At 62.7% G+C, this 21999-nt stretch carries 19 protein-coding genes, 1 tRNA gene and 1 pseudogene; 13 read left to right on the top strand and 8 right to left on the bottom strand.

The genetic code is table 11. The features are described from left to right. Positions 1-86: 86 nt before the first annotated feature. From JMA46_RS00225 to JMA46_RS00205, 5 genes and pseudogenes are all read left to right on the top strand, one after another. Positions 87-1373, top strand: a complete 1287-nt coding sequence (locus JMA46_RS00225) for an MFS transporter (protein WP_207343290.1) — start codon at positions 87-89, stop codon at positions 1371-1373. A gap of 79 nt (positions 1374-1452) precedes the next feature. Next, positions 1453-2318 (top strand): annotated as a pseudogene (gene htpX, locus JMA46_RS00220) (zinc metalloprotease HtpX). A gap of 89 nt (positions 2319-2407) precedes the next feature. Continuing rightward, entirely contained in the window at positions 2408-3103 is a 696-nt protein-coding gene (locus tag JMA46_RS00215) for a histidine phosphatase family protein (protein WP_207343289.1), read from the top strand. After that, positions 3090-4457, top strand: a complete 1368-nt coding sequence (locus tag JMA46_RS00210; RefSeq protein ID WP_207343288.1) for a histidine kinase — start codon at positions 3090-3092, stop codon at positions 4455-4457. Before JMA46_RS00215 ends, JMA46_RS00210 begins: the two co-directional genes overlap by 14 nt. Next, entirely contained in the window at positions 4454-5134 is a 681-nt protein-coding gene (locus JMA46_RS00205) for a response regulator transcription factor (protein WP_207343287.1), read from the top strand. The genes JMA46_RS00210 and JMA46_RS00205 overlap by 4 nt, the downstream gene beginning before the upstream one ends. Before the next feature lie 39 nt (positions 5135-5173). Here JMA46_RS00205 and JMA46_RS00200 read toward each other — a convergent pair whose 3' ends face one another. After that, positions 5174-5902 carry a VOC family protein gene (locus JMA46_RS00200; RefSeq protein WP_247646928.1) on the bottom strand — a complete coding sequence of 243 codons (729 nt, stop codon included), beginning with the start codon at positions 5900-5902 and terminating at the stop codon, positions 5174-5176. Between the two features lie 224 nt (positions 5903-6126). Further along, complete coding sequence (locus tag JMA46_RS00195) at positions 6127-6615, bottom strand: YajQ family cyclic di-GMP-binding protein (RefSeq protein WP_207343285.1); 489 nt, start codon at positions 6613-6615, stop codon at positions 6127-6129. Positions 6616-6801: 186 nt separating this feature from the next. Here JMA46_RS00195 and JMA46_RS00190 point away from each other — a divergent pair, with 186 nt between their 5' ends. From JMA46_RS00190 to JMA46_RS00180, 3 genes are all read left to right on the top strand, one after another. Beyond that, the gene (locus JMA46_RS00190; RefSeq protein WP_207343284.1) at positions 6802-7161 is read left to right on the top strand and encodes a hypothetical protein; all 360 of its coding nucleotides are present in this window, start codon (positions 6802-6804) and stop codon (positions 7159-7161) included. 193 nt (positions 7162-7354) lie between these two features. Then, a tRNA-Tyr gene (locus JMA46_RS00185) sits at positions 7355-7439 on the top strand. 141 nt (positions 7440-7580) lie between these two features. Next, positions 7581-8252: a hypothetical protein gene (locus tag JMA46_RS00180; protein ID WP_207343283.1), complete on the top strand. Its 672-nt coding sequence runs from the start codon at positions 7581-7583 to the stop codon at positions 8250-8252. A 75-nt stretch (positions 8253-8327) separates the two neighbouring features. Here JMA46_RS00180 and JMA46_RS00175 read toward each other — a convergent pair whose 3' ends face one another. Continuing rightward, positions 8328-8570 (bottom strand): hypothetical protein, encoded by a 243-nt coding sequence (locus tag JMA46_RS00175; protein ID WP_207343282.1) that lies wholly within the window; start codon positions 8568-8570, stop codon positions 8328-8330. A gap of 216 nt (positions 8571-8786) precedes the next feature. Here JMA46_RS00175 and JMA46_RS00170 point away from each other — a divergent pair, with 216 nt between their 5' ends. Beyond that, entirely contained in the window at positions 8787-9182 is a 396-nt protein-coding gene (locus tag JMA46_RS00170; protein WP_207343281.1) for a thioredoxin domain-containing protein, read from the top strand. A gap of 108 nt (positions 9183-9290) precedes the next feature. On the opposite strand, the gene JMA46_RS00165 is transcribed toward JMA46_RS00170, so the two are convergent. The 4 genes from JMA46_RS00165 to JMA46_RS00150 all read right to left on the bottom strand — a co-directional run bounded on the left by JMA46_RS00165 (position 9291) and on the right by JMA46_RS00150 (position 13404). After that, positions 9291-9569 carry an antibiotic biosynthesis monooxygenase gene (locus JMA46_RS00165; RefSeq protein WP_207343280.1) on the bottom strand — a complete coding sequence of 93 codons (279 nt, stop codon included), beginning with the start codon at positions 9567-9569 and terminating at the stop codon, positions 9291-9293. 603 nt (positions 9570-10172) lie between these two features. Beyond that, complete coding sequence (locus JMA46_RS00160) at positions 10173-11126, bottom strand: 3-methyladenine DNA glycosylase (protein WP_207343279.1); 954 nt, start codon at positions 11124-11126, stop codon at positions 10173-10175. A gap of 110 nt (positions 11127-11236) precedes the next feature. Further along, complete coding sequence (locus tag JMA46_RS00155) at positions 11237-12469, bottom strand: SLC13 family permease (protein ID WP_207343278.1); 1233 nt, start codon at positions 12467-12469, stop codon at positions 11237-11239. Beyond that, on the bottom strand, positions 12466-13404 hold the full coding sequence (locus tag JMA46_RS00150; RefSeq protein ID WP_207343277.1) for a LysR family transcriptional regulator: 939 nt from the start codon (positions 13402-13404) through the stop codon (positions 12466-12468). The genes JMA46_RS00155 and JMA46_RS00150 overlap by 4 nt, the downstream gene beginning before the upstream one ends. Positions 13405-13552: 148 nt before the next feature. Between JMA46_RS00150 and JMA46_RS00145 the strand changes: the two genes are divergently transcribed. The 3 genes from JMA46_RS00145 (at position 13553) to JMA46_RS00135 (ending at position 19773) form a co-directional block, all read left to right on the top strand. Continuing rightward, positions 13553-17029: a bifunctional proline dehydrogenase/L-glutamate gamma-semialdehyde dehydrogenase gene (locus JMA46_RS00145; protein WP_207343276.1), complete on the top strand. Its 3477-nt coding sequence runs from the start codon at positions 13553-13555 to the stop codon at positions 17027-17029. A 166-nt stretch (positions 17030-17195) separates the two neighbouring features. Continuing rightward, positions 17196-18581 carry a cystathionine beta-synthase gene (locus JMA46_RS00140; RefSeq protein ID WP_207343275.1) on the top strand — a complete coding sequence of 462 codons (1386 nt, stop codon included), beginning with the start codon at positions 17196-17198 and terminating at the stop codon, positions 18579-18581. A gap of 31 nt (positions 18582-18612) precedes the next feature. After that, entirely contained in the window at positions 18613-19773 is a 1161-nt protein-coding gene (locus JMA46_RS00135; RefSeq protein ID WP_207343274.1) for a cystathionine gamma-synthase, read from the top strand. Positions 19774-19945: 172 nt separating this feature from the next. Here the strand turns inward: JMA46_RS00135 and JMA46_RS00130 are convergent, their stop codons facing one another. Next, the gene (locus JMA46_RS00130) at positions 19946-20764 is read right to left on the bottom strand and encodes a hydrolase (RefSeq protein WP_207343273.1); all 819 of its coding nucleotides are present in this window, start codon (positions 20762-20764) and stop codon (positions 19946-19948) included. Between the two features lie 389 nt (positions 20765-21153). Here JMA46_RS00130 and JMA46_RS00125 point away from each other — a divergent pair, with 389 nt between their 5' ends. Then, positions 21154-21870 carry a transglycosylase family protein gene (locus JMA46_RS00125; protein ID WP_207343272.1) on the top strand — a complete coding sequence of 239 codons (717 nt, stop codon included), beginning with the start codon at positions 21154-21156 and terminating at the stop codon, positions 21868-21870. Positions 21871-21999: the final 129 nt, after the last annotated feature.

Below are 21999 nucleotides of genomic sequence, written 5' to 3'. Positions count from 1 at the left end.
CATCGACGTCCCCCAATTCCTGCTTGCCCGATGGCTTCCTTGCCAGCATAACTGAGATGATTCCCCGCCAGGACTAGGCTGTATTCGTGCCAAGAATCCTTGCCGACATCACCCCGCTGCGCGAGAGCCCGGCTTTCAGGCGGCTGTGGCTGGGCAACGGGCTCTCCTCCATTGGCACGCAGCTGACCGTGGTGGCCGTGAGCCTTGAAGTTTATGACCTCACCGGCTCCACGCTGTCCGTGGGCATGCTCGGACTGGCCGCGCTGGGGCCGCTGGTGTTTGCCGGACTGTACGGCGGGGCCATCGCCGACACCCACGACCGCCGCAAGGTGGCACTGAGCTCCTCCACGGTCCTGTGGCTTGTCACCATCTGCATCGCGCTGCAGGCCTGGCTGGGCTTGGGCAACGTCTGGCTGCTCTACGGGCTCATCGCCGTGCAGTCCGGGGCGGCAGGGGTGAACGGTTCGGCGCGCAGCGCCATTGTGCCTCGGCTGGTGCGCCTTGAACTGCTGCCCTCGGCCAATGCGCTGAGCATGATCGTCATGGGGCTGGGAACCACCATTGGGCCCCTGATGGCAGGTGTTTTAGTGGCCAAGGTGGGCTACGGCTGGACCTACACCATCGACGTGCTCACGTTTACGGCATCGCTGTGGGCGCTGTTCAAGCTCCCGCCGCTGCCACCCCTGGCGCGGACGGACGGCGGCACGGTGCAACGCGCCGGCTTGAAATCTGTGGTGGAGGGCTTTGCGTTCCTGGGCTCCCGGAATAACCTGCGCATGACATTTTTGGTGGACATGTGCGCCATGGTGTTTGCCCTTCCGCGCGCGCTACTTCCGGCCATCGGCGCGGTGTGGCTCGGCGGCGGGGAGCAAACAGCCGGACTCCTGCTGGCCTCCATTGCGGCCGGATCGTTCTTGGCCGCCATGTTCTCCGGACCATTGGGCGGGATTCAGCGCCAGGGCTTGGCAGTGGTTTGGTCCATCACACTGTGGGGTACAGCCATTGTGGGCTTGGGCGGCACAGTTTTGGCGGGCGGCCACACGCACGACGGCGTGATCTCGCCATGGCTTGTTGGCGCCGTCGCCGCACTGGTGGTGGCAGGTGTCGCGGACACCGTCAGCGCCGTGTTCCGCTCCACCATCTTGCAATCCGCCACTCCCGACCACCTGCGCGGGCGGTTGCAGGGAATTTTTGTGGTGGTGGTCACCGGCGGGCCCCGCCTGGGCGACGTGTTTTCCGGGACCACCGGATCCTGGCTGGGCGAAGGCTGGGCCGCCGTGGCAGGGGGACTGCTGTGCATCGCCGCGGTCTGGGCCTTGGCGTCGTGGCAGCGTGGCTTCCTGCGCTACGACGCACGCAACCCACAGCCCTGAACCGAGACCCTTGGGTGGGAACCAGGACCTGCGTGGGCGCGTTTAAAGGTGTGCAGGCAGCCAGTGAAAGGACACGAAAGTGCGCAGGCATTACAACGGACTCAAGACGGTGGGGCTCTTTGGCGTTTTGTGGGCCGTACTGTTGGGGATCGGGGCGCTTATCGCGGCGGGCAGCGGCAGTGCCGCACCGCTGTGGATTTTTGCCCTCATTGGCGTGGTCACCACGGCGTATGGGTATTGGAACAGCGGGAAGATAGCCATCCGTTCCATGCAGGCCTACCCCGTCACGGAAACACAGGCGCCGGGCATCTACAGGATTGTCCGTGAACTCTCCGTCAAGGCGAACCAGCCCATGCCCACCATCTACATCTCACCCACCCAGGCGCCCAACGCCTTTGCCACCGGCCGCAACCCCGAAAATGCCGCAGTGTGCTGCACCGAAGGCATCCTGAACCTCTTGGATGAGCGCGAACTGCGCGGTGTGCTGGGGCACGAACTCATGCACGTCTACAACAGGGACATCCTCACCTCCTCCGTGGCGGCAGCGGTGGCCGGCATCATCACCTCGGTGGCCCAGATGATGCTGTTCTTTGGAGGGGACCGCCGCAACGCCAACCCGCTGGCCATGATCGCCATGGCGCTGCTGGCACCGATGGCTGCCTCCCTGATCCAGCTGGCCATCAGCCGCACCGTGAATATGATGCGGACGAGGACGGTGCTCACCTGACCGACGACCCCCTGGCCTTGGCCTCCGCGCTTAGGAAACTGGAACTTGGGGTTCAGCGGGCGCCCCTGCCGCAAGAGCAAAACCTGGTCAACACCAGCCACTTGATGATCGCCAACCCGTTCAAGGGGGCGGGAGCGGCCAAGCTCTTTTCCACGCATCCGCCGATGGAACAGCGCATTGCGCGCTTGGAAAAGATGGCTGGAAGGCCCCTGCCCTGAGTGTCCGGCAGGACGACGCACCCCCTTGAACCGCCACACCGGCCCCCAATTCCCGCGCATCCCCCAGCCCGGTAGGACAGAATGGAAGCATGCGACTGATCTTGATCCGGCACGGCCAGACACCCAACAACGTCCACAGCCTCCTAGACACCGCGGTCCCAGGCCCCGGTTTGACGCGGCTGGGCGAACTGCAGGCCGCTGCGGTGCCCAATGCCGTTGCCGAGCAGAGCATCGAGGCCCTCTACATCTCCAACCTCACCCGCACGGCACTGACCGCTGCCCCGCTGGCAGCCGCACGCGGCCTTGACCCGCTGGTGCGTGACGGGCTGCGCGAGATCAGTGCCGGCGAGCTTGAAATGAAGGGCGATATCCCCTCGATCGAGGCGTACCTTGCAGCACTGAAGTCCTGGCTGACGGGCGACTTGTCGGTACGGATGCCAGGAGCTGACACCGGATATGACGTGCTTGAACGCTTTGACGCCGTGGTTGAAGAGGCCGCCCAGGCTCATCAAGCCGTGGCCATGGTCAGTCACGGGGCAATGATCCGCTTCTGGGCAGGGCACCGGGGCATGAACATGGACTGGGCGTCCACTCAGTTCCACGACCTCTCGAACACCGGTTTTGTGGTGCTTGACGGAGAACCAAGAGGCAGTGCGGCACCCGGAGGCTGGCAGATCCAACAATGGTCCGGTGCCCCGGCAGGTGGCCTGACCGGCTTGGATGCGGACGGCCCCACTGCGGAACTGACGACGGAAGCACTCGTCGACCGACATGAAAACGGCTAAGGGCACAGGGACGGACGCTGTTGCGTCGGGCACTGCTGCTGCCGGAACCGCTGCGGCGGCGCTTGCCGAAGGCGGCAGTGGAGGCGTTGCCGAGGTGAATGCCACCCCTTTCAGCACCGCGCACTTGTGGCGGTTGAAAGGGATCAGCTGGGTTTGGCTGGGCACGGCAGTGGTCTGTATTGCGCTGCTTGCCGTGGGGGCGCCGCTGAACATGGGCCTGTATCAGATGGCCCTGCCGTTTGCGCTTGGCATGGCGATCCTCCATTCAGCTTCGCTGGGACTTACTGCAGCGCGCCCGGTGGCCGGGGTGATCGTCTCGCTGGCGCCCCTTGCCGTCATGCCGCTCGTCTCCGATCCCATTGGTGCAGCGCCCATGCCTTTCAGCGTTGTTGCCATGATCACCCAAGTTCTCGTCATCTGTGTGGCCGGACTTCGTTCGCACTGGATGGTTCCCGCTGCGGCCTGGTTGAGCAGTGTCATGGTGGGCGTTGTTGCAAACTACCTGAGCATGCCAGAGGGACAGACGACGGGTGCTCAAACAAATGTGGTGATCTTTGCGGCTGTGGCAGGCGGGCTCATGATGGCTTCCGTTGTGGCCCAGCAGTGGCAGCATTTACGTGTTGAACTGGCGGCAGAGCGAACAGTCAGCGCGGAGGAACTGTCACGACGGCGCTTGGCCGAGGAACGAACCCGCATAGCACGTGAACTGCACGACGTCGTGGCGCACGGCATGTCGGTGGTAGTGGTACAGGCAACCACCGCCAGCTACCGCCACCCGGGCCTGAGCCCGGAACTGGCCAAGGAGTTTGACGACATTGCCGTGAACTCCCGGCGCGCCATGATGGAGATGCGCAGCATGCTTGGTTCCCTGCGCAACGCCGAAGCAGGGCGGGAGCTGGGCCCTCAGCCCACGTTGGCAGATTTGCCTCGGTTATTCGCCTCAGCACGCTCTGCGGGGATCCACATCGAGGAGCCCGTACTGCCCGACGTCGACAAGCACGAGATCGGTGAGGTGATCGCCCTGACTGCCTACAGAATTGTTCAGGAGGCACTGAGTAACGTCATCCGGCATGCCCCCGGGGCGACAGTGCGGGTGAACTTCGCCGTCGGGGCAAGCAAGCTGGCCATCTCGGTGGTCAATTCAAGCTCCGCAGTGGGGGCGATCATGGCCCAGCTGGACAGGGGACCGCACTTGGGGCAGGGCCTGATCGGGATGCGCGAGCGAGCCGACATTGTGGGGGGTTCAGTCATTTGCGAAGCCACGGTTGACGGCGGCTTTTCCGTCACCGCAAGGCTGCCTCTGAACGCCAACACAATAACGTCACGCAACAGTAAGGGAAGCGCCCACTCATGAGCATCACAGTACTTGTTGTGGACGATCAAGCCATGGTCCGTGAAGGATTCGCGGCCCTGTTGGCCGCCCAACACGACATTGAAGTGGTGGGCCAGGCCGAGAATGGCGCCCAAGCAGTGGAAATGGCTGCTGCATGCCGTCCCAACGTGGTGTTGATGGATGTCCGCATGCCTGTCATGGATGGGCTGGAAGCAGCACGGCAAATCCTCGCCCACTCAAACGCATCTGATTCTGATGAGGACTCAACCCACGTACTCATGCTGACCACCTTCGACGCCGACGACTACATCTACGACGCGCTGCGTCTGGGCGCCAGTGGTTTCCTACTCAAGGACGCACTGGCGGAAGAGCTGGTGGCTGCGGTGCGGATCGTGGCCTCCGGTGACGGTTTGCTTGCACCGTCCGTCACGAAGAGGCTGATCGAACAGTTTGCCGTTTCAGGGACGCGGCCGGTGCTTTCCCAGGACCGTCTTGAAAGCCTCACTGACAGGGAACTTGAGGTCATGCGACTCGTGGGCCGCGGATTCTCGAACCAGGAGATTGCCACCCAGCTCTTCATTGCACAACAGACCGTGAAGACGCACGTCAGTAAAATCCTGACAAAACTTGGGCTTCGTGACAGGGTGCAAGCAGTGGTGCTGTCCTACGAAACAGGTTTGGTTGAGCCAGGCAGCTGAGTACCGGACCGGCGCACGGTGGGGGCGGTTCCCCGGCTATTAGGCGAATGGCTGGACCAGCTTGAACAGGGCCCCGGTGCAGTCGGTGAGCCCGGCAACCCGGCCGTAGGGGGAATCCTCGGCGGCGTTGACCACGGTGGCACCCAAGGTGAGGGCCTTCGCAATGGCGGCGTCGACGTCGTCCGTCTGGAAGTACACATGCCAACTGGACGGAGCCTCGTGCGGGAGGTACGCGGCGGCGTCCATGATGCCAGCCAGCTCCCTTTCGCCGTCGACAAGATTCGTGTAGCGGAACTCGGCGGTATCGCTCATGACGGTGGTTTTCAGGCCGAAGACTTCCGCGTAAAACTGGACGGTGGCGTCGTAGTCCTTGCTGTGCAGCTCATGCCAGGCGGAGGCCCCAGTTTCTTCATGCGCCTGGAAGCCGGTGTGGCCGCCCAACTCCCACAGCCCCGTGGGGGCCCCGCCCGGATCAGCCAGGATGGCCCTTTTGCCCTGCTGAGGGATTTCCCGAGGCTCAAGGTAGACGATGGCGCCGGCATTCTTGGCGGCTTCCAGCGACTCAAAGATGTTGTCCACGCGCAGATAAGTGGTCCACAGGTCGGGGTGGCCGTTGCTGTACTCCCGGCATTGCATGAAACCTGCAACGAGCAGGCCGTCCTTGAAGGCCGTGGTGTAGCCTGCGTACTTTTTCTCGTCCCCCACCAGGTAGGTCCAGCCGAACAAAGCCGTGTAGAACTCTTTGGACTTCTCCAAATCTGAAGTCATTAGATCAATCCAGCACGGGGCTCCGGCAGGGATTCCCTGAAGGGTCATGGTTGCTCCAGACGACGAAATGGGATTTATGCACGCAATTGGAAGACTATGTCGCGTTCAGGCTTCCGGCAAGGGCAAAAAATATGCTGGCGTTGAATTCCTCTCTAATTCATAGGGAATTCAACGCCAGCAATTTCGTCACATGAGCGACTTTTGTTGTCTTTTGATCGTTTGGTCTAGCGCATGTTCACGAACTGCAGATCAGCGTCCTCGAACTTGCGCAGCATGGACATGACTTCCTGCAGGTCGTCGCGGCTCTTGGAACTCACGCGCAGCTCGTCGCCCTGGATGGTGGACTTGACTCCCTTGGGCCCCTCGTCGCGGATGAGCTTGTTGATCTTCTTGGCAACGTCCTGGGCAATGCCTTCCACGATGGATGCCTCCAGACGGTACTCCTTGCCTGAGGCGAACGGCTCCCCGGCGTCCAAGGACTTCAAGGAAATGCCGCGCTTGATCAACTTGGACTCAAAAACGTCCATGACAGCCATGACACGCTCTTCCGAGTTGGCCTTGAGCAGGATCTTTTCGCCGCTGAAGTCGATCTCCGCGCCGATGCCCTTGAAGTCGTAACGCTGGGCTACTTCCTTCTGGGTCTGGTGCAGGGCGTTGGCGACCTCTTGCTTGTCCACTTTACTAACGACGTCGAACGTTGACTCACTAGCCATGGTTCCTCCACATGCTTAGAATTTTGGGCGGATGATTTGCCTCCTAGCCTAGCTGGCCACCAGCCTGCGGCGCTTGCAATCGATGGTGGCGAGCCGCTCACAGTGACCTCCAAGGGTTCCTGCGGCCACCGCTCATTTGTCCTGGGAATAGTAGTGGTTGTAGGAACAACCGCACAAGGAGGACCAATGACAATGGCTGAAAGTACCGGTCGCGCTGGCACAGAGCTGGCAACACCCGACGGCGGCGTCCTTCCCCTCGGCGGCACGAACTCCCGGCACCGGCTAAAGCGGAAAACGGTGGGAACCGCAATCGCCGCCGTGACCTTAGCAGCCGTGACAGTGCTGGGCGGGCCTGCTGTGGCGGGTGGCATGGCTGGGAGCCTTGATTCCGGCAGCATTATTGGCTCACCGCCGAATTCTGCAACTTCACGCATTGCCGGTGTTCAGAACGACATGGCCAGGGCGGTCGCATTGCAACAAATCACCCCCGAACAGGCCGCATTCCTGGAAAACCAGCTGGTGAAGCGGATTCGTAACGATGTCTAGGCGCCGGGCTGGGACCATGACCAGCAGGAGACGTTTTTGGCCGGGAATCTGGCCGGCAATCCACCGGTTATGAGGCGAATTTTGGTCACTCATGGCTCTCGATTCGATTCTTGGCAGATTTCCTTGTATTGTTTTACTGCTTCCACTTGTTGGGGGCGAAAGCCGGACCTGTTGTTCAGGGTTTGGTGGCCATGGCAGATTACCCGAGTGGCCAAAGGGGGCTGACTGTAAATCAGCTGGCAACGCCTTCACTGGTTCGAATCCAGTATCTGCCACCAAAATGGGAAAGCCCGGACCTCGCGAGAAATCGAGAGGTTCCGGGTTTTTTTGTTGAAAGCCGGCTCCACCTCAATTGTCGCCAAATCCCGGGATCTGGGCAGCCACCGGAAACCTTGAACAAATCAAACTACAGTTGAGGCATGGAATATCTGGTGCCGCTACTGATCCTGCTCGTTGTTGTCATCGTCGTGGTGGTGGGAGCAGGGATTATGGGCAGGAGAAACCGAAGCACGGCAGATGCAGTGCAGGAGGCTGGCTCGACGCCCAAGTCTCGCCGTCGTGGCAGGCGCCGGGAAATTTCTCGTGAAGACGCAGAAGAAGCCAGTGCACGGCTCACCCCGGAAACCCACCAATTGGTGTACTCATACATTGCCCAGCGCCAGGTCCTCAATGCTGTGAAGGAATACCGCAAAGCCACTCACCTGGGACTCGGAGATTCAGCGGCGGCAGTGGCGGCATTGGCGCAGTTCCCACAGCCCACCCCGGAGGCTGCGCAGCCAACCGGAGGGGAGAAGATGCTGACGGTGGAGGACATCATCAACGCGACACCGGAAGCGGGCGGCGAAGTTCCCGAGGTGGTGCAGAAACCTGCGGCCGTGACCAATGCCTACCGTTACCGGGCCATAGTTTCCCAGGGTGAAGAGATTCGCGAAGTGGCCAGCACACGCTTAAACGAGGATATTTTCCGCCGTATCCGTGAACTGGCCCTGTCCGGTGACTACGAGAGCGCAGCCCGCATGCTGCGCGAGCATGCCGACATCGGCGTGGCGGAGGCAAAGGAATTTGTCTCCATGATCGGGCCCGAAAACTGATCCCAGCAAATACTCCAGCAACAAAAAATTGTCCGATCCCAGAGGGGTCGGACAATCAGATTTCGACAAGGACGGTCAGCCAGCTGACCGTTCATCTTCCAGGACAAAACCGTCCTGATGGTGAATGAGCTGGCGCCCAAGGCCGGCGTCTAGCTGAATCCACAAGCACTGGCGGTCGCGTGACAATGTCTCCACGCGGCCGGACAGGCGCCAGCCGCGCTCGTTGACTAGCGCAATAGGCTCATCCTTGGCCAGAACAGGCCAGACCTCATGGGCGCTGGGGGCGGTGACTGTGTGGTTATGAGTGGGGCGGGTCATGATTTCTCCTGGTGTGACGGACGTCGCTGGTGTCTTGTGTTCTTAGTCAACAAGGCAAGTATGCGTGCGCCACGTGAACTGGCTGCGAACTGCCTATGACTTTCCTGCTAAAACACGGTGAACTCGATGGTCCCTTCCACGGGGATGGCGGCCCGCGCACTCACGCGGTGAGCGAAATATCGGCCAAAGTTCTGCCATATCCCGTACCGTTGGAGCATGGCTACAGTTGAAATCACCACAGAAAATTTTGGTCCCACCATCGAGGGCAACGACATTGTATTCGTAGATTTTTGGGCATCATGGTGCCAGCCCTGCGTACGTTTTGCGCCCACTTTTGAGGCTGCTTCAGAGAAGCACGACGACGTAGTGTTCGCCAAGGTGGACACCGAGGCCCAGCAGCAGCTCGCGGCCGAGGCCAACATCACCTCGATCCCCACGTTGATGGCCTTCAGGGAGAAGGTGCTGGTATTTGCCCAGCCCGGTGCTTTGAATGGAACGCAGCTTGATTCCGTCATTGACGCCGTCAAGGCCTTGGATATGTCCGAGGTCCATGCTGCTGTGGCAGCCAAGGACAGCGACGCCAAGGCAGACGAAGGCGACGCCGCAAAGTAACATCGGCGCCGTCTTGCACCGTTGGAGATCATGACACCGCCCTGGCGCCATGATCTCCAACTATTTTTATGCCTGAAGTGCTCTAATGAAAAGCGCCATTACCGGGTGTTATCGACGCTCCAGCTTGACCGGTTCGGCCAACAAGGCGCTCAAGGACTCGTTCAGGTCCTGCACCGCGATGCCCTTGCCGTGCTTGTCAAGGTCCGCTTCCGAGGCCCACTGCTCGGTCAATACGATCTTCTCTTCCGATTCCTCGGTGATTTCGTACTGGATGCAGCCGGCCTCTTCAACGACCTGCTCAATGGCAATCTCAAGGGCGAGCTTCACACGGAAGAATTCGCCCTCATTGGGGATGAAAGTGGCCTGTAGGTTGATGATCTCGCTCATGTGATCAGCCTAGGCGATGGGAATGTGCCCAGCGTATTCCGTTACGACGAGCTGATCAGATCAAAACGAATTTCGTTACTGCAAATTGAAGTGATCTTGTTGGAATAGCCGTAGAAGTCGGTGGTCGCACCGAGCTCCAGTTCCTTGAAGTTGGATGACGGTCAACGTGACCGTGGACGGTTCGGGAGTTCCGGTTCTGAGAAACCGATGCCTTGCCGCAGCTTGTAGGCGCCGGTATGGGTGCAGGAGGTGTTCCTTGCTCATGACCGCATCCGGTTGGGGCAGGCCCCATGGATTGGCCAAAATAAGGTTCCCGTCCCCATCGAACCCCTTGGCGAAGAACGCGTGGGCACCAGGCAGTTTTTCGGGCCTTCCTCACCGCGAACGGGGACGGTGGTGGAAATTACCACTGGTTTGCCGTCCTGAATTGCCTGCCAGATGGAATCCGGGTTCTTCAGGGTGCTGGCATCGCCGCCCGCGACAGTAGGTGACAGGTTTGAAGGCCATTGGGCTTCGATGCCGTAATATGAGGGCCAATTTGCGCCTTCGGGATTAGTGCACGCGGCAATAGGCACCTCTCCCCACGCTCCGGGACTGGATTTCTCAGTGGCGGCGGTGGTCCTGGATGGTCATGCGCGGTCCGAAGCTCGGCTTTCGGAATCCGCTCAGCTGCAGCATCCGCACCACGCGCTGCCGGTGCCCGCGCCACGGCTCGAGCAATTCCAGCATGCCCGGATCATCCACGGCTTTCCCTGCCAGTGCCCAGCCTACATAGGCCGCCAGATGATAGTCGCCCACCGCCACTTGGTCGGCGTCGCCATGCGTACGTTGAGTGGTTTCCGCGGCCGTCCACACGCCAACACCCGGGATGCTTTGCATCTTTACAGCTGCCTCTGCCGCTGGCAACTTAGCCAGCCGTTCCAAGCCCGACGCCGAACCCACCACGCGCATGACCGTTGCCGAACGCTGTGGTCCAACGCCTGCCTGGTGCCAGGCCCAGGAGGGGATGGACGCCCACTGCCGAGGCGTGGGGGTCACCATCAGATCGGCTGGGATCGCCGGATCGGTTCCGACTCCCGGCGCTTTGGTGCCGAACTTTTGCAGCAGGATGCCATAGCTGCGACGTGCCTCCAGTGAGGTGACCTTTTGTTCCAGGATGGCTGGCACCAGAGCATCAACCACGCGCCCGGTGGAGGGCAGGCGCACTGCCGGGGCACGGCGTCGTGCTTCCTGCACACGGTGGGGGAGGGTTGCTGCAAACTCGGGGGAGTCAAAATGGGACCAGTCGTCGTGCGCACCGAGCAGCCTGGGGACATCGGTGAGGGCATGCTCCGCACCGGGGCCGCAGGCGCGGGCATGCAGTTCGCTGCCACGCTGGGAGATGCCCAGCGTGGCAGGGCCTTCTGGGGTGTTGAAAGCGAGCCAAGCCGTGCCGGGCGCAAGCATGATGGTCTTGTCAGCGGGGCCGCGGCCGATGATGCCCAGCGTCTGCTGAAGGGAATAGGGGCCTTCGGCGTCCCAGACCAGGGTCTGGCCTGTGAGAGCTGTGGCGGTCATTGAACCATGGTCGCACGCGCAGCTGGGAGCCTAAAAGTAGGGCGGGCGGAAACGGATCGGGTGCGCACTGGGCCACAGAGCTGCGCCGCCTGCTGGGAAGTCAGGCGGCACTAACCGGGCATCCCGGCAGAAAGCCACAGCGCCAACACTGACAGCGGTAGCAGAACCACGACGACGGCGAGCCCGGCCAGCATGTAGCCGCGCCACGAAATGTTGATGCCCATGGCGCGCATGCGGCTGTGCCACAACAACGTGGCCAGGGACGCCCACGGGGACACCAGCGGACCGAGATTCACTCCGATGAGCAGCGCCGCCACGCGGAGCGGGGAGCCTGCTGCCGGTTCAAGTGCCAGATAGGCGGGCAGGTTGTTGACGGCATTTGCGCTCAGCGCGCCGAGGCCCGCCAGCTGGAGCAGTGCGGTGAAATCCTCGCCGTTGCCGGAAGCGCGGGCGAGGACGGTGCCCAGGCCGTGGTCGTGCAGCGTTTGGATGATCAGGAACAAACCCATCGCCAGCAGCAGCGGCTGAACGGGCAGCATGCGCCACCCTTTTGCCCACGCCGCACCCTTCGCCGTCCCCCACACCAGGGACGTGCCGTGGCGGAGCAGGAACACGGCCAGCAAAAACACCGCCGCTACGCTTGCCGGAATCCAGACGGGCAGCCCGGACACCAGCAGCGGCAGGAGCACGGCAACTGTGACGGCGCTCAAGGTCAGCAGTCTCTTGTCCTTGACCTCGGGCACGGCAGGGCGCGGAAAACGCCCGCGCAGCTCGGCACGAAACACCAGCCACAGGAATACGGCCGGAACCGCGACGCCCACCACAGCCGGGGCCCACAGCAACTGGGCAAAACTCCACGGCGACACACCCAAAAGATGCTGCGCCAACAAGTTCGTCAGGTTGGAAACCGGCAGCAGCAAGGATGCCGTGTTCGCCAGCCACACGGTAGTCAGCGCAAACGGCAGCGGCGGGATCCGCGCGTGCCGGGCCAGCGAGACCACCACCGGGGTGACGAGCACGGCCGTCGTGTCCAGCGACAGGAACACCGTACTTACCGTGGCAAGGGCCACCACCAGGAGCCACAACAACCAGACCCGGCCAGCCGGCGTCGTGCCGGGGCGTGATGCGCGGCGCGCACCGGCCAGCCTGGCAGTGACAACTGTGAACAACCCGGCGGAGTCCGCCAGCCCCGTCACTATGGTCATGGCCACCACGAACACGAGGATTGGCACGGTGCGTGCGGCCAGCTCCACTGCAGATGCAGGGGTCAGCAGGCCCGAAGCGAGCAGCACCAGGCCCGCAGCAAAGAGCGCTGCTGGAACGGCGGCCAGTGACTTGGTCATGGACGGGAAGGTGGGACGGCCAGGTCCAGCGCCGTCTGCTCCAAAATTTCCCGACAGGCCAAAAGGGCGGGTCGACGGCGGCTGGCACGTCGGACCGAGGTGAAGACCGTGCGTTGGGGCAGGCCGGGCAAGTCGATGAGATTCAGGTGAGGCTGGCGTCCGGTCCACATCAGGTCAGGCATCAGACCCACTGCGTTGCCTGACTCGATGAGCCGGATCTGGGCCTGCAGATCGGCCGTTTCAAAACGGACGTCGGGTTCAAAGCCGGCCTGCCGGCATCGTTGCTCGGCCCAGTGGCGCGACGCCGCGCCCCGCGGTTCCATGACCCATGGCAGCTGTGCCGTGTCCTCCAACACCGTGATGGGGGAGGTAAGCATTCTGCTCATGCTGCCCGCCACCTCGTGGAACGGGACGGCGAGCCGAATGGCGTCGGTGGTCAACGTGACCCTGTCCAACTCGGCGAGCATGGGTGCTGCGTGGCCGGGATACTGTTCGGCCACGACCAGATCAAAATCCCGCGTCCACGTCTCATGCAGGGCAGCTTCGGGTTCCCGCTGAACCATTTCAATGCGAACATCCGGATACTTCTGTGCCATGGCCGTGAGCAGGTTCGGCAGCAGCGCCAATGCCGCCGACTGGAACATGGCAAGTTTCACGGTCCCGGTGACGATGGTCAGCGAGGCGGCGATGGCGGCTTCGGCCCGCTCCAGGGTTTCCAGCAGCTCCGCCGTGTGGGTAACGAGAATCTCTGCCTGGGGTGTCAGCTGCACGCGGCGGCCCACCTTCAGCAGGAGTGGCACGCCCACTTCCTTCTCCAATAAAGCCAGCTGTTGCGAGATGGCTGAGGGGCTGTATTGCAGCACGGCGGCAACGTCAGCCAGTGTGCCGCGGAGGTGCAATTCACGCAGCAGGCGCAGGCGTTTGACGTCAAGCATCGCAGGGCTCCCAACCATGTAGTAATACTGACTGATATTGATTATAAATCAGCGCTTTTCCTTATTGAAGAACGGACTCATACTGGTGTCAGGCAGGCCATTGAGACCGGCACATTGGCTATTGACAGAAACGAACCAGGCACTGACCATGACAAGCACCACTTCCGCGGCCACCACCGCTAATATTCCAACTCCCGGGGACGACCTCGTCGAGGAGACAATAGCCCTTGTGCGCCACTGGCTCAACGAGGCCGCGAAGTTCCCAGCAGACGTCTCCGCTGAACGCCTGGCGGGTGTTTTGAAGGATCCCCACGGCCTGGAGTTCACGGTGGGCTTCGTTGACGGTGTGGTCCGCCCCGAAGATCTGGCCGTGGCCGGGCGCAACCTTGCCGCCTTGGCGCCGAAGGTGCCTGCCTTCCTGCCCTGGTACATGCGTGGGGCAGTCCGCCTAGGCGGCATCATGGCCCCGGTGATGCCGCAGATTGTGGTCCCGGTTGCCCGCCGGGTGCTGCAGGAAATGGTGGGCCACTTGATTGTGGACGCCACCGATGCGAAGCTGGGCCCGGCCATCGCGAAGATCCGCAAGGATGGCGTGGATTTGAACATCAACCTTCTCGGCGAAGCAGTGTTGGGCGAGCATGAAGCCAGCCGCCGCCTTGAAGGAACGTTGGCACTGCTGGCACGGGAGGACGTTAACTACGTCTCCATCAAGGAATCCTCCACCGTGGCGCCGCACTCGCCGTGGGCGTTCGACGACGCCGTGACCCATGTCGTGGAGCGGCTCACCCCGCTGTACACGCTGGCCAACTCCTTCGCCAAACCGAAATTCATCAACTTGGACATGGAGGAATACAAGGACCTCACCATGACTATCGCCGTGTTCAAGCGGATCATGGAAAAGCCCGAGTTCAAAGCGCTCGAAGCCGGAATTGTGCTCCAGGCCTACCTGCCGGACACCCTCGAAGCCTTGATCGAGCTGCAGGAATGGGCGGCCCGGCGCAGAGCCGACGGCGGCGCACCGGTCAAGGTCCGGATCGTGAAGGGCGCCAACCTGCCCATGGAAGAAGTCCAGGCCTCCGTCCACGGCTGGCCGCTGGCCACGTGGGGAAGTAAACAGGACTCCGACACCAACTACAAGCGCCTGGTGAACTATGCACTGACACCTGAACACTTGAGCAACGTCCACATTGGCGTGGCCGGGCACAACCTGTTCGACGTGGCCCACGCCTGGCTCTTGGCCAAGCAACGTGGCATTGATGCCACGGGCCGCGCCCTCGAATTTGAAATGCTGCTGGGCATGGCCACCGGGCAGGCTGAAGCCGTCCGCCAGGACATTGGCGCCCTGCTGCTCTACACGCCGGTGGTCCACCCCGCCGAGTTCGACGTCGCCATCGCCTACCTGGTCCGCCGCCTTGAAGAAGGCGCCAGCCAGGACAACTTCATGTCAGCCGTCTTTGAGCTCTCCGACAACGAGGCCCTGTTTGAGCGTGAGAAGCAGCGCTTCCTCGCCTCCCTGCAGGGCGTGGACACAGAGGTGCCGGCCAGCAACCGCGATCAGGACCGCAATCAGCCCCCGGCGCCTGCACCCACGGACTCCTTTGCCAACACACCCGACACCGACCCGGCGCTTCCGGCCAACCAGGCCTGGGGCCGGGACATCTTGGCCCGTATCCCCGGATCGACGCTGGGCAATGACCTCGTTGCGGCCACCACCGTCACCGAACTGGACGAACTGAACACCATCGTTGCCACCGCCGTCGAGCACGCTGCGGATTGGGCTGCCTTGGGTGGTGCTGGGCGTGCCGCTGTGCTGCACCGCGCCGGGGACATCCTGGAAGCCCGCCGCGCCGAGCTGATGGAGGTCATGGCGTCCGAGACCGGCAAAACCCTTGACCAGGGCGACCCCGAAGTCAGTGAAGCCGTGGACTTTGCCCACTACTACGCCGAGCGTGCCAAGGATTTGGAAACTGTCGACGGCGCAACGTTCGTCCCCGAGAAGCTCACCGTCGTGACTCCGCCGTGGAACTTCCCGCTCGCCATCCCGGCAGGGTCCACGTTGGCATCGCTGGCCGCGGGATCCGCCGTTGTCATCAAGCCTGCACGGCAGGCCCAGCGCACCGGCTCCGTCATGGTGCAGGCGCTGTGGGATGCCGGCGTGCCGCGCGAAGTGCTGGCACTCGTCCAGCTGGGGGAGCGGGAGTTGGGCCAGGCGCTGGTGTCCCACCCGGCCGTGGACCGCCTCATCCTGACCGGCGGCTACGAGACCGCCGAACTGTTCCGGCGCTTCCGTAGCGACCTGCCGCTGCTGGCCGAGACATCGGGTAAGAACGCCATCATCGTCACTCCCAGTGCTGATCTGGACCTGGCGGCCAGGGACGTGGTCCAGTCCGCGTTTGGTCACGCAGGCCAGAAATGCTCCGCTGCGTCACTGGTGATCATGGTCGGCGAAGTGTCTTCATCGGTGCGGTTCCGCAAGCAGCTGCTCGACGCCGCCGCCAGCCTGAGCGTTGGCTACCCGGAGAAGGCCACCTCCCAGATGGGCCCCATCATTGAACCGGCCGCTGGCAAGCTGCGCACTGCGTTGACCACCCTCAGTACCGGCGAAGCGTGGGCCATTGAGCCTCGGCAGCTCGATGAGACCGGGCGGCTTTGGTCCCCGGGCGTGCGCACAGGTGTTGTACCCGGCTCCGACTTCCACCTCATCGAGTACTTTGGCCCCGTCCTGGGCGTCATGCGGGCGGAAACACTTGAAGAGGCCATCGCCTTGGTCAACCGCGTCGACTACGGGCTGACCAGCGGGCTGCATTCGCTGGATTCGGAGGAGATCGGCGTGTGGCTGGACACCATCCAAGCCGGGAACCTATACGTCAACCGCGGCATCACGGGCGCCATTGTGCAGCGCCAGCCCTTTGGCGGCTGGAAGAAATCGGCCGTGGGGCCGGGCACCAAGGCTGGCGGGCCCAACTACCTTGTGGGATTGGGCAGCTGGCGTAGTGCGCCGTCCTCGGCCACTGCGCCGCTGGGCGACGCAGCCACGAAGATGCTCCATGCCGACGCAAGTGTGTCCGGCCCGGCGGCGTCCGGCTCAGTCCTGTCCGAAGAGGACCGGGCATTCCTGAAGCGCGCGCTGCACAGCGATGCGGCGGCCTGGGCGCAAGAGTTTGGCAATGCCAAGGACGTCTCGGCACTGTCCGCCGAACGCAACGTGTTCCGTTACCTGCCTCTGCACCCACTGGTGCGGTTGAGCGAAGGCGAGCCCGTCGTGAAGCTGATGCGTGTGCTTGCGGCAGGAATCCTGGCTGGGGCGGCCCCGGAAGTCTCCAGCGCCGTCGTGCTTCCCAAGGCCGTGCAGGCACTGTTGCTGAGCAAGCACCTGAAGGTCACGGTGGAGAGCGATGCAGACTGGTTGGGGCGCAGCTTTGGGGCGGGGCGCATTCGGCTCATCGGCGGGGATGCATCGGCACTGTACGTGGCGAGCGGCGGGCGCCCGGATCTGGCGATCTACCATGGCGACGTTACCGAGGCCGGGCGTGTGGAGATGCTGCCGTTCCTGCATGAGCAGGCCATCAGCATCACCGCGCACCGTTTTGGCACCCCGGACCACCTCTCGGACGGGCTGATCTAGCGCAAAATCTGGTGCGGAACACCTTCTGAGCAATTCGAGGTGGGAGCGCTCTGCAATGTTTTTGACGAACATTGCAGACCGCTCCCGTCTCGATGTGTGGGGCGCCTGAGTCAGAGGACGTAACGAGCAATGGTCACTTTCCCCGCCGGGAGGCTACGTTTGAGTTATGAAGTACGCAAACTCCGTTCTGGACCTCATTGGCAACACCCCGCTGGTGAAACTGCAGAAAGTCACCGAAGGCATCCAGGCCACAGTTCTTGTCAAGCTTGAGTACATGAACCCGGGTGGTTCCGCCAAGGACCGCATCGCGGTGAAGATGCTTGACGAAGCCGCCAAAGAAGGCAAAATTCTGCCAGGTGGAACCGTGGTGGAACCCACCAGTGGAAACACCGGGGTGGCCATGGCCATGGTGGCCCAGTTGCGTGGCTACAAATGCGTGTTTGTGGTCCCTGACAAAGTGGGTGAAGACAAGCGCTCGGTCCTGCGGGCCTACGGCGCCGAGGTTGTTGTCACGCCGTCGGCCGTGTCTGCCAGCAGTCCGCAGTCCTACTATGGCGTGTCCGATCGGCTGGCGCAGGAAATTCCGGGCGCGTACAAGCCCGACCAATTCTCCAACCAAAATGGTCCGCTGAGCCACTACGAAACCACCGGTCCGGAAATCTGGGCCGACACCGCCGGGCAGGTGACGCACTTTGTGGCAGGGGTGGGAACCGGTGGCACCATCACCGGCACGGGCCGCTTCCTGCGCGAAGCCTCCAAGAACCGCCCGGCAGCGCAGGGCGGGGAAGTGCAGATCATCGGCGCCGACCCCGAAGGCTCCGTCTACTCAGGCGGCAGCGGCCGGCCCTACCTTGTCGAAGGCGTGGGTGAGGATGTTTGGCCCGCCTCCTACGACCCCACGGTCCCGCACAAAGTCATCGCCGTCAGCGACAACGACTCCTTCGCCATGACCCGCCGGCTGGCCCGCGAGGAAGGCCTGCTGGTGGGAGGCTCGTCCGGCATGGCGGTGGTGGCCGCGCTGGAAGCCGCCAAGGGGCTGGGACCGGAAGCCGTCGTCGTCGTGCTTCTGCCGGACAGCGGGCGCGGCTACCTGGCGAAGATCTTTGATGACAAGTGGATGCAGTCGTACGGTTTCCTGAAGACCACCGACGAGCCGGCCATTGGCGACGTGCTCAAGGCGAAGACCGGCGGGCTGCCGGACCTGGTGCACATTCACCCGAACGAGACCGTGCGCGACGTCATCAACCTGATGGCCGAATACGGGGTGTCCCAGATTCCCGTGCTCAGTGCCGAACCGCCGGTGGTCATGGGGGAGGTGCTTGGCTCGGTGGATGAGCGCACCCTGACCGGGCGGCTATTCCGGCAAGAGGCGAAACTGACCGACAAGATCACCGAGCACATGCAGCCGCTGCTGCCGATCATCGGTTCGCTGGAGCCCATTTCCGCCGCACGCGCCAAGCTGCAGGACGTGGACGCGCTGATGGTGACATTTGTGGGGTCCCCCGTCGGGGTACTGACCCGCCTGGACCTGCTGAACTACCTCAACGACTGATTTAGCGCGACTGATTTAGAAGGAGAACATCATGACTAAAGGCTTCAACACCCGCGCCGTCCACTCCGGCCAGACACCGGATCCCACCACCGGTGCCGTCATCCCGCCCCTGTACCAAACCACCACCTTCGCGCAGGACGGGATCGGGAAGCTGCGCAACGGCTACGAGTACGGCCGCGGCACCAACCCCACCCGCGACGCGCTCCAAGCCCAGCTGGCCGGCGTTGAAGGTGGGGAATTCGCGTTCAGCTTCTCATCCGGCCTGGCCGCCGAGGATGCGCTGATCCGCGCACTGCTGGTCCCGGGCGACCACATCGTCATGGGCAACGACGTCTACGGCGGCACCTACCGGCTCTTGAACCGCATCCTGTCCGTGTGGGGCATCACCAACGCCGCCGTGGACATGTCCGACGCCGAGGCGCTGGTTGCCGCTGTCGCCGCAGGCGGGCCGGACGGTGGGACGAAGATGCTGTGGGTGGAGACGCCGTCGAACCCCATGATGAAAATTACCGACATTGCTGCGCTCGCCGACGTGGCCCATGCCGCCGGTGCGCTGCTGGTGGTGGACAACACGTTCGCTTCCCCGTACCTGCAAAATCCGCTGGCGCTCGGTGCCGACGTGGTGGTGCACTCGACCACGAAGTACATTGGCGGGCACTCGGATGCTTCCGGCGGTGCCGTGATTCTCAACGATGCGCAGGCTGCCGAGAAGATTGGTTTCATCCAGTTTGCCGTCGGTGCCGTGTCCGCCCCGATGGAGGCGTGGCTGACCACGCGTGGGTTGAAGACGCTGGGCGTGCGTATGGACCGGCACTGCTCCAACGCCCAGACCATTGCCGAGTGGCTGCTGGAACGTCCCGAGGTGGAGCGTGTGCTGTACCCGGGCCTGCCCAGCCACCCCGGCCATGAGTTGGCGGCCCGTCAGATGCGCGGCTTTGGCGGCATGATTTCCGTGCAGTTCAAGGGTGGGGAAGACGCTGCCCGCAAGGTGGCCGAATCCACGAAGCTGTTCACCTTGGCTGAGTCACTGGGTGGCATTGAGTCGCTCATGAACTATCCCTCTGAGATGACGCACGCCTCCGTGAAGGGCACCGAACTGGAAGTGCCCGTCAACCTGATCCGCCTCTCCGTGGGCATCGAGGACATCGCCGATCTGCTGGCGGACCTGGAACAGGCGCTAGACGCCCTGTAATACCAGCAACCCGCACCACTACCGACGCTCCTGCACTTTCGGGGGTATTTTCCCGAACGCTTCTGCCGTTCCTGCGGGAGCGGCCTGAAGAAAAGCCCCGAAGCTGCAGGGGCGTCGGTAGGTGGGGGTGTTCGTCACACACTTGGTTGTCTCGGGCTGGTTTGTATGGTGTTTATTCGTCGACGATGGATCCTGTCACCCAGTCGATGTAGCGGCGCAGGGAGCTCTCGGTGATCTCTTTTGCTCCGGTGTCGATGGTTGCGAACGCACCGTAAATGCGGTCGAATGCCAAGGGTGCGCACGTGTCAAGAATTCTCTGGATGGCGCGGGCGGGCAGTGGGATGTTGTTGACGTAGCTGCGCATGGCGTTGACGGATTTCCTGTCCCGGCCCACGCCAATCGTGTCACCCGCCAGCAGCGCGCCGCGGCCCTGGGCGCCAGCAGGCCAATGGACCATGCTGCTGCCGGCAAAGTGGCCGCCGAACTGGTGCATGGTCAGCCCCGGCAATAATTCTTGAACGTCCTGCCACAGTTGGATGACTGGATCCGGGCGGCAGATCCACTGCTTATCTGCGGCGGCAACATAAACGGGCGCACGGTCAAAAGCATGACTCCACTGGATGGAGGAGCCGGTCAGGTGCGGATGGCTGGCCGTGACGACGGCGACACCGCCCAACGCACGGACAGCGGCCAAGCCGGCGTCGTCGATGAATCCCGGCGGTTCCCACAAAAGGTTGCCATGTCCGGTCTGGAGGAGCAGGCCCCGTTGGCCGATGCCGAGGCTGGGAGTGGCTTCCACGGAGTGGAGCCCAGGCACCACTTCCGCCACATCGATGCGAAAGCCAGCGGCAGCGAGTTCCTCGCGTGTAGTCCAGCGCTGTCCACTCGACGGGACGTATTGACGCTCATCGGAGCAGATTTCGCACAACGGCGGAGGTTCTGACGTGTCCGGGTGTTCAATGGCGCACGTGGCGCAGGTCCAAATGGTCATGGTGCTCCTTCGGGTCGTGCTTCAGCCGGGAAGCGGCATCAAGAACAGTCAACCAGCCTGCGCGTTGGTGGGAAAGAGTGCGGAAAAGTGGCGTAGAAGGTTGACTAACAGAACCAGCAGTGCCTAGATACACCATGAAATTTGAGAAATTTGTGACAATATGGTCACAAATTGCTGATTTGCATATCGATTTGATCTCGTTTTATAGTAGACCATGCCCTAAAGGGGCCGGTCCCCATTCGAGTGGGCCAAGAATGCCCGCACCTGCCCACACCGAACGCCGTCATGCGGCAGGCCGCGGAACGACCTCCATATATATATGGTTGGACGGTGGCGCCAAGATGTCCGGGGACGGGCGGAGCGAAGGTGGCCTTTGGGAGTACGCATCCATGAAAAATACTAAATTTACACGCAACTTTGCCCGCGGAATGGCCGTCGTAGCGATCGCAGGCGCAGGAATGGCCGTAGCCGGAACTGGTGCCAACGCAGCAGATGGCAGCACCTGGGACGCAATCGCGCAGTGTGAAAGCAGCGGCAACTGGGCCATCAACACAGGCAACGGTTTCTCTGGCGGACTGCAGTTCACCCCCAGCACCTGGGCGGCCTTTGGCGGCGTCGGTGCACCGGAGAATGCTTCGAGAGCTGAACAGATTGCCGTGGCCGAGCGCGTGCAAGCAGGCCAGGGATGGGGCGCATGGCCGTCCTGTTCAGCCCAGCTGGGGCTTTCCGGTGGAGGGGGACAGGCATACAGCCCGGCCGCCGTTCCAGCGCCGGCTCCCGTAGCAGCACAGTCTTCAGAAGTTGCACCCGTCCAGCAGGCACCGGTCCAGCAGGCGCCGGTCCAGCAGGCGCCGGTCCAGCAGGCGCCAGTGCAGCAGGCCCCGGCCCAGTATGTTCCCGTTGAGCAAGCCCCTGTTCAGCAGGCTCCCGCTCCCGTTACAATCAGCGGCGAGACTTACACTATCCAGTCAGGCGATACCCTGAGCACCATTGCACAGAAGCTGGGCATCCAGGGCGGTTGGGAAGCGTTGTACAGCGCCAACCTTGACACTGTCATCCACCCTGACCTCATCTTCACCGGCCAGACACTGAACCTGCCGGCCTAGTCCCCACGCCCTCCCGCTGCTCGCAAGCTCGTAGCGGGGCCCTCGGGCGCGTGGCCCCACCACGCCCAGCACGTAGATCGCCAGCCCGGCGAATCCAGCTGGACACACTGAAGGGACGTTTCACCTGCA

The sequence above is a fragment of the Arthrobacter sp. E3 genome, from assembly GCF_017353415.1.
Classification (GTDB): domain Bacteria; phylum Actinomycetota; class Actinomycetes; order Actinomycetales; family Micrococcaceae; genus Specibacter.
The sequence above is the reverse complement of the archived record's forward strand: the minus strand, read 5'-3'. Positions and strand labels throughout refer to the sequence as shown.

Bases quoted from the DNA above. Each gene is read 5' to 3' on its own strand.
- JMA46_RS00215 (WP_207343289.1), top strand. From the start codon at position 2,408: ATGCGACTGATCTTGATCCGGCACGGCCAGACACCCAACAACGTCCAC.
- JMA46_RS00210 (WP_207343288.1), top strand. From the start codon at position 3,090: ATGAAAACGGCTAAGGGCACAGGGACGGACGCTGTTGCGTCGGGCACT.
- JMA46_RS00205 (WP_207343287.1), top strand. From the start codon at position 4,454: ATGAGCATCACAGTACTTGTTGTGGACGATCAAGCCATGGTCCGTGAA.
- JMA46_RS00200 (WP_247646928.1), bottom strand. From the start codon at position 5,902: ATGACTTCAGATTTGGAGAAGTCCAAAGAGTTCTACACGGCTTTGTTC.
- JMA46_RS00195 (WP_207343285.1), bottom strand. From the start codon at position 6,615: ATGGCTAGTGAGTCAACGTTCGACGTCGTTAGTAAAGTGGACAAGCAA.
- JMA46_RS00190 (WP_207343284.1), top strand. From the start codon at position 6,802: ATGACAATGGCTGAAAGTACCGGTCGCGCTGGCACAGAGCTGGCAACA.
- JMA46_RS00180 (WP_207343283.1), top strand. From the start codon at position 7,581: ATGGAATATCTGGTGCCGCTACTGATCCTGCTCGTTGTTGTCATCGTC.
- JMA46_RS00175 (WP_207343282.1), bottom strand. From the start codon at position 8,570: ATGACCCGCCCCACTCATAACCACACAGTCACCGCCCCCAGCGCCCAT.
- JMA46_RS00170 (WP_207343281.1), top strand. From the start codon at position 8,787: ATGGCTACAGTTGAAATCACCACAGAAAATTTTGGTCCCACCATCGAG.
- JMA46_RS00165 (WP_207343280.1), bottom strand. From the start codon at position 9,569: ATGAGCGAGATCATCAACCTACAGGCCACTTTCATCCCCAATGAGGGC.
- JMA46_RS00160 (WP_207343279.1), bottom strand. From the start codon at position 11,126: ATGACCGCCACAGCTCTCACAGGCCAGACCCTGGTCTGGGACGCCGAA.
- JMA46_RS00155 (WP_207343278.1), bottom strand. From the start codon at position 12,469: ATGACCAAGTCACTGGCCGCCGTTCCAGCAGCGCTCTTTGCTGCGGGC.
- JMA46_RS00150 (WP_207343277.1), bottom strand. From the start codon at position 13,404: ATGCTTGACGTCAAACGCCTGCGCCTGCTGCGTGAATTGCACCTCCGC.
- JMA46_RS00145 (WP_207343276.1), top strand. From the start codon at position 13,553: ATGACAAGCACCACTTCCGCGGCCACCACCGCTAATATTCCAACTCCC.
- JMA46_RS00140 (WP_207343275.1), top strand. From the start codon at position 17,196: ATGAAGTACGCAAACTCCGTTCTGGACCTCATTGGCAACACCCCGCTG.
- JMA46_RS00135 (WP_207343274.1), top strand. From the start codon at position 18,613: ATGACTAAAGGCTTCAACACCCGCGCCGTCCACTCCGGCCAGACACCG.
- JMA46_RS00130 (WP_207343273.1), bottom strand. From the start codon at position 20,764: ATGACCATTTGGACCTGCGCCACGTGCGCCATTGAACACCCGGACACG.
- JMA46_RS00125 (WP_207343272.1), top strand. From the start codon at position 21,154: ATGAAAAATACTAAATTTACACGCAACTTTGCCCGCGGAATGGCCGTC.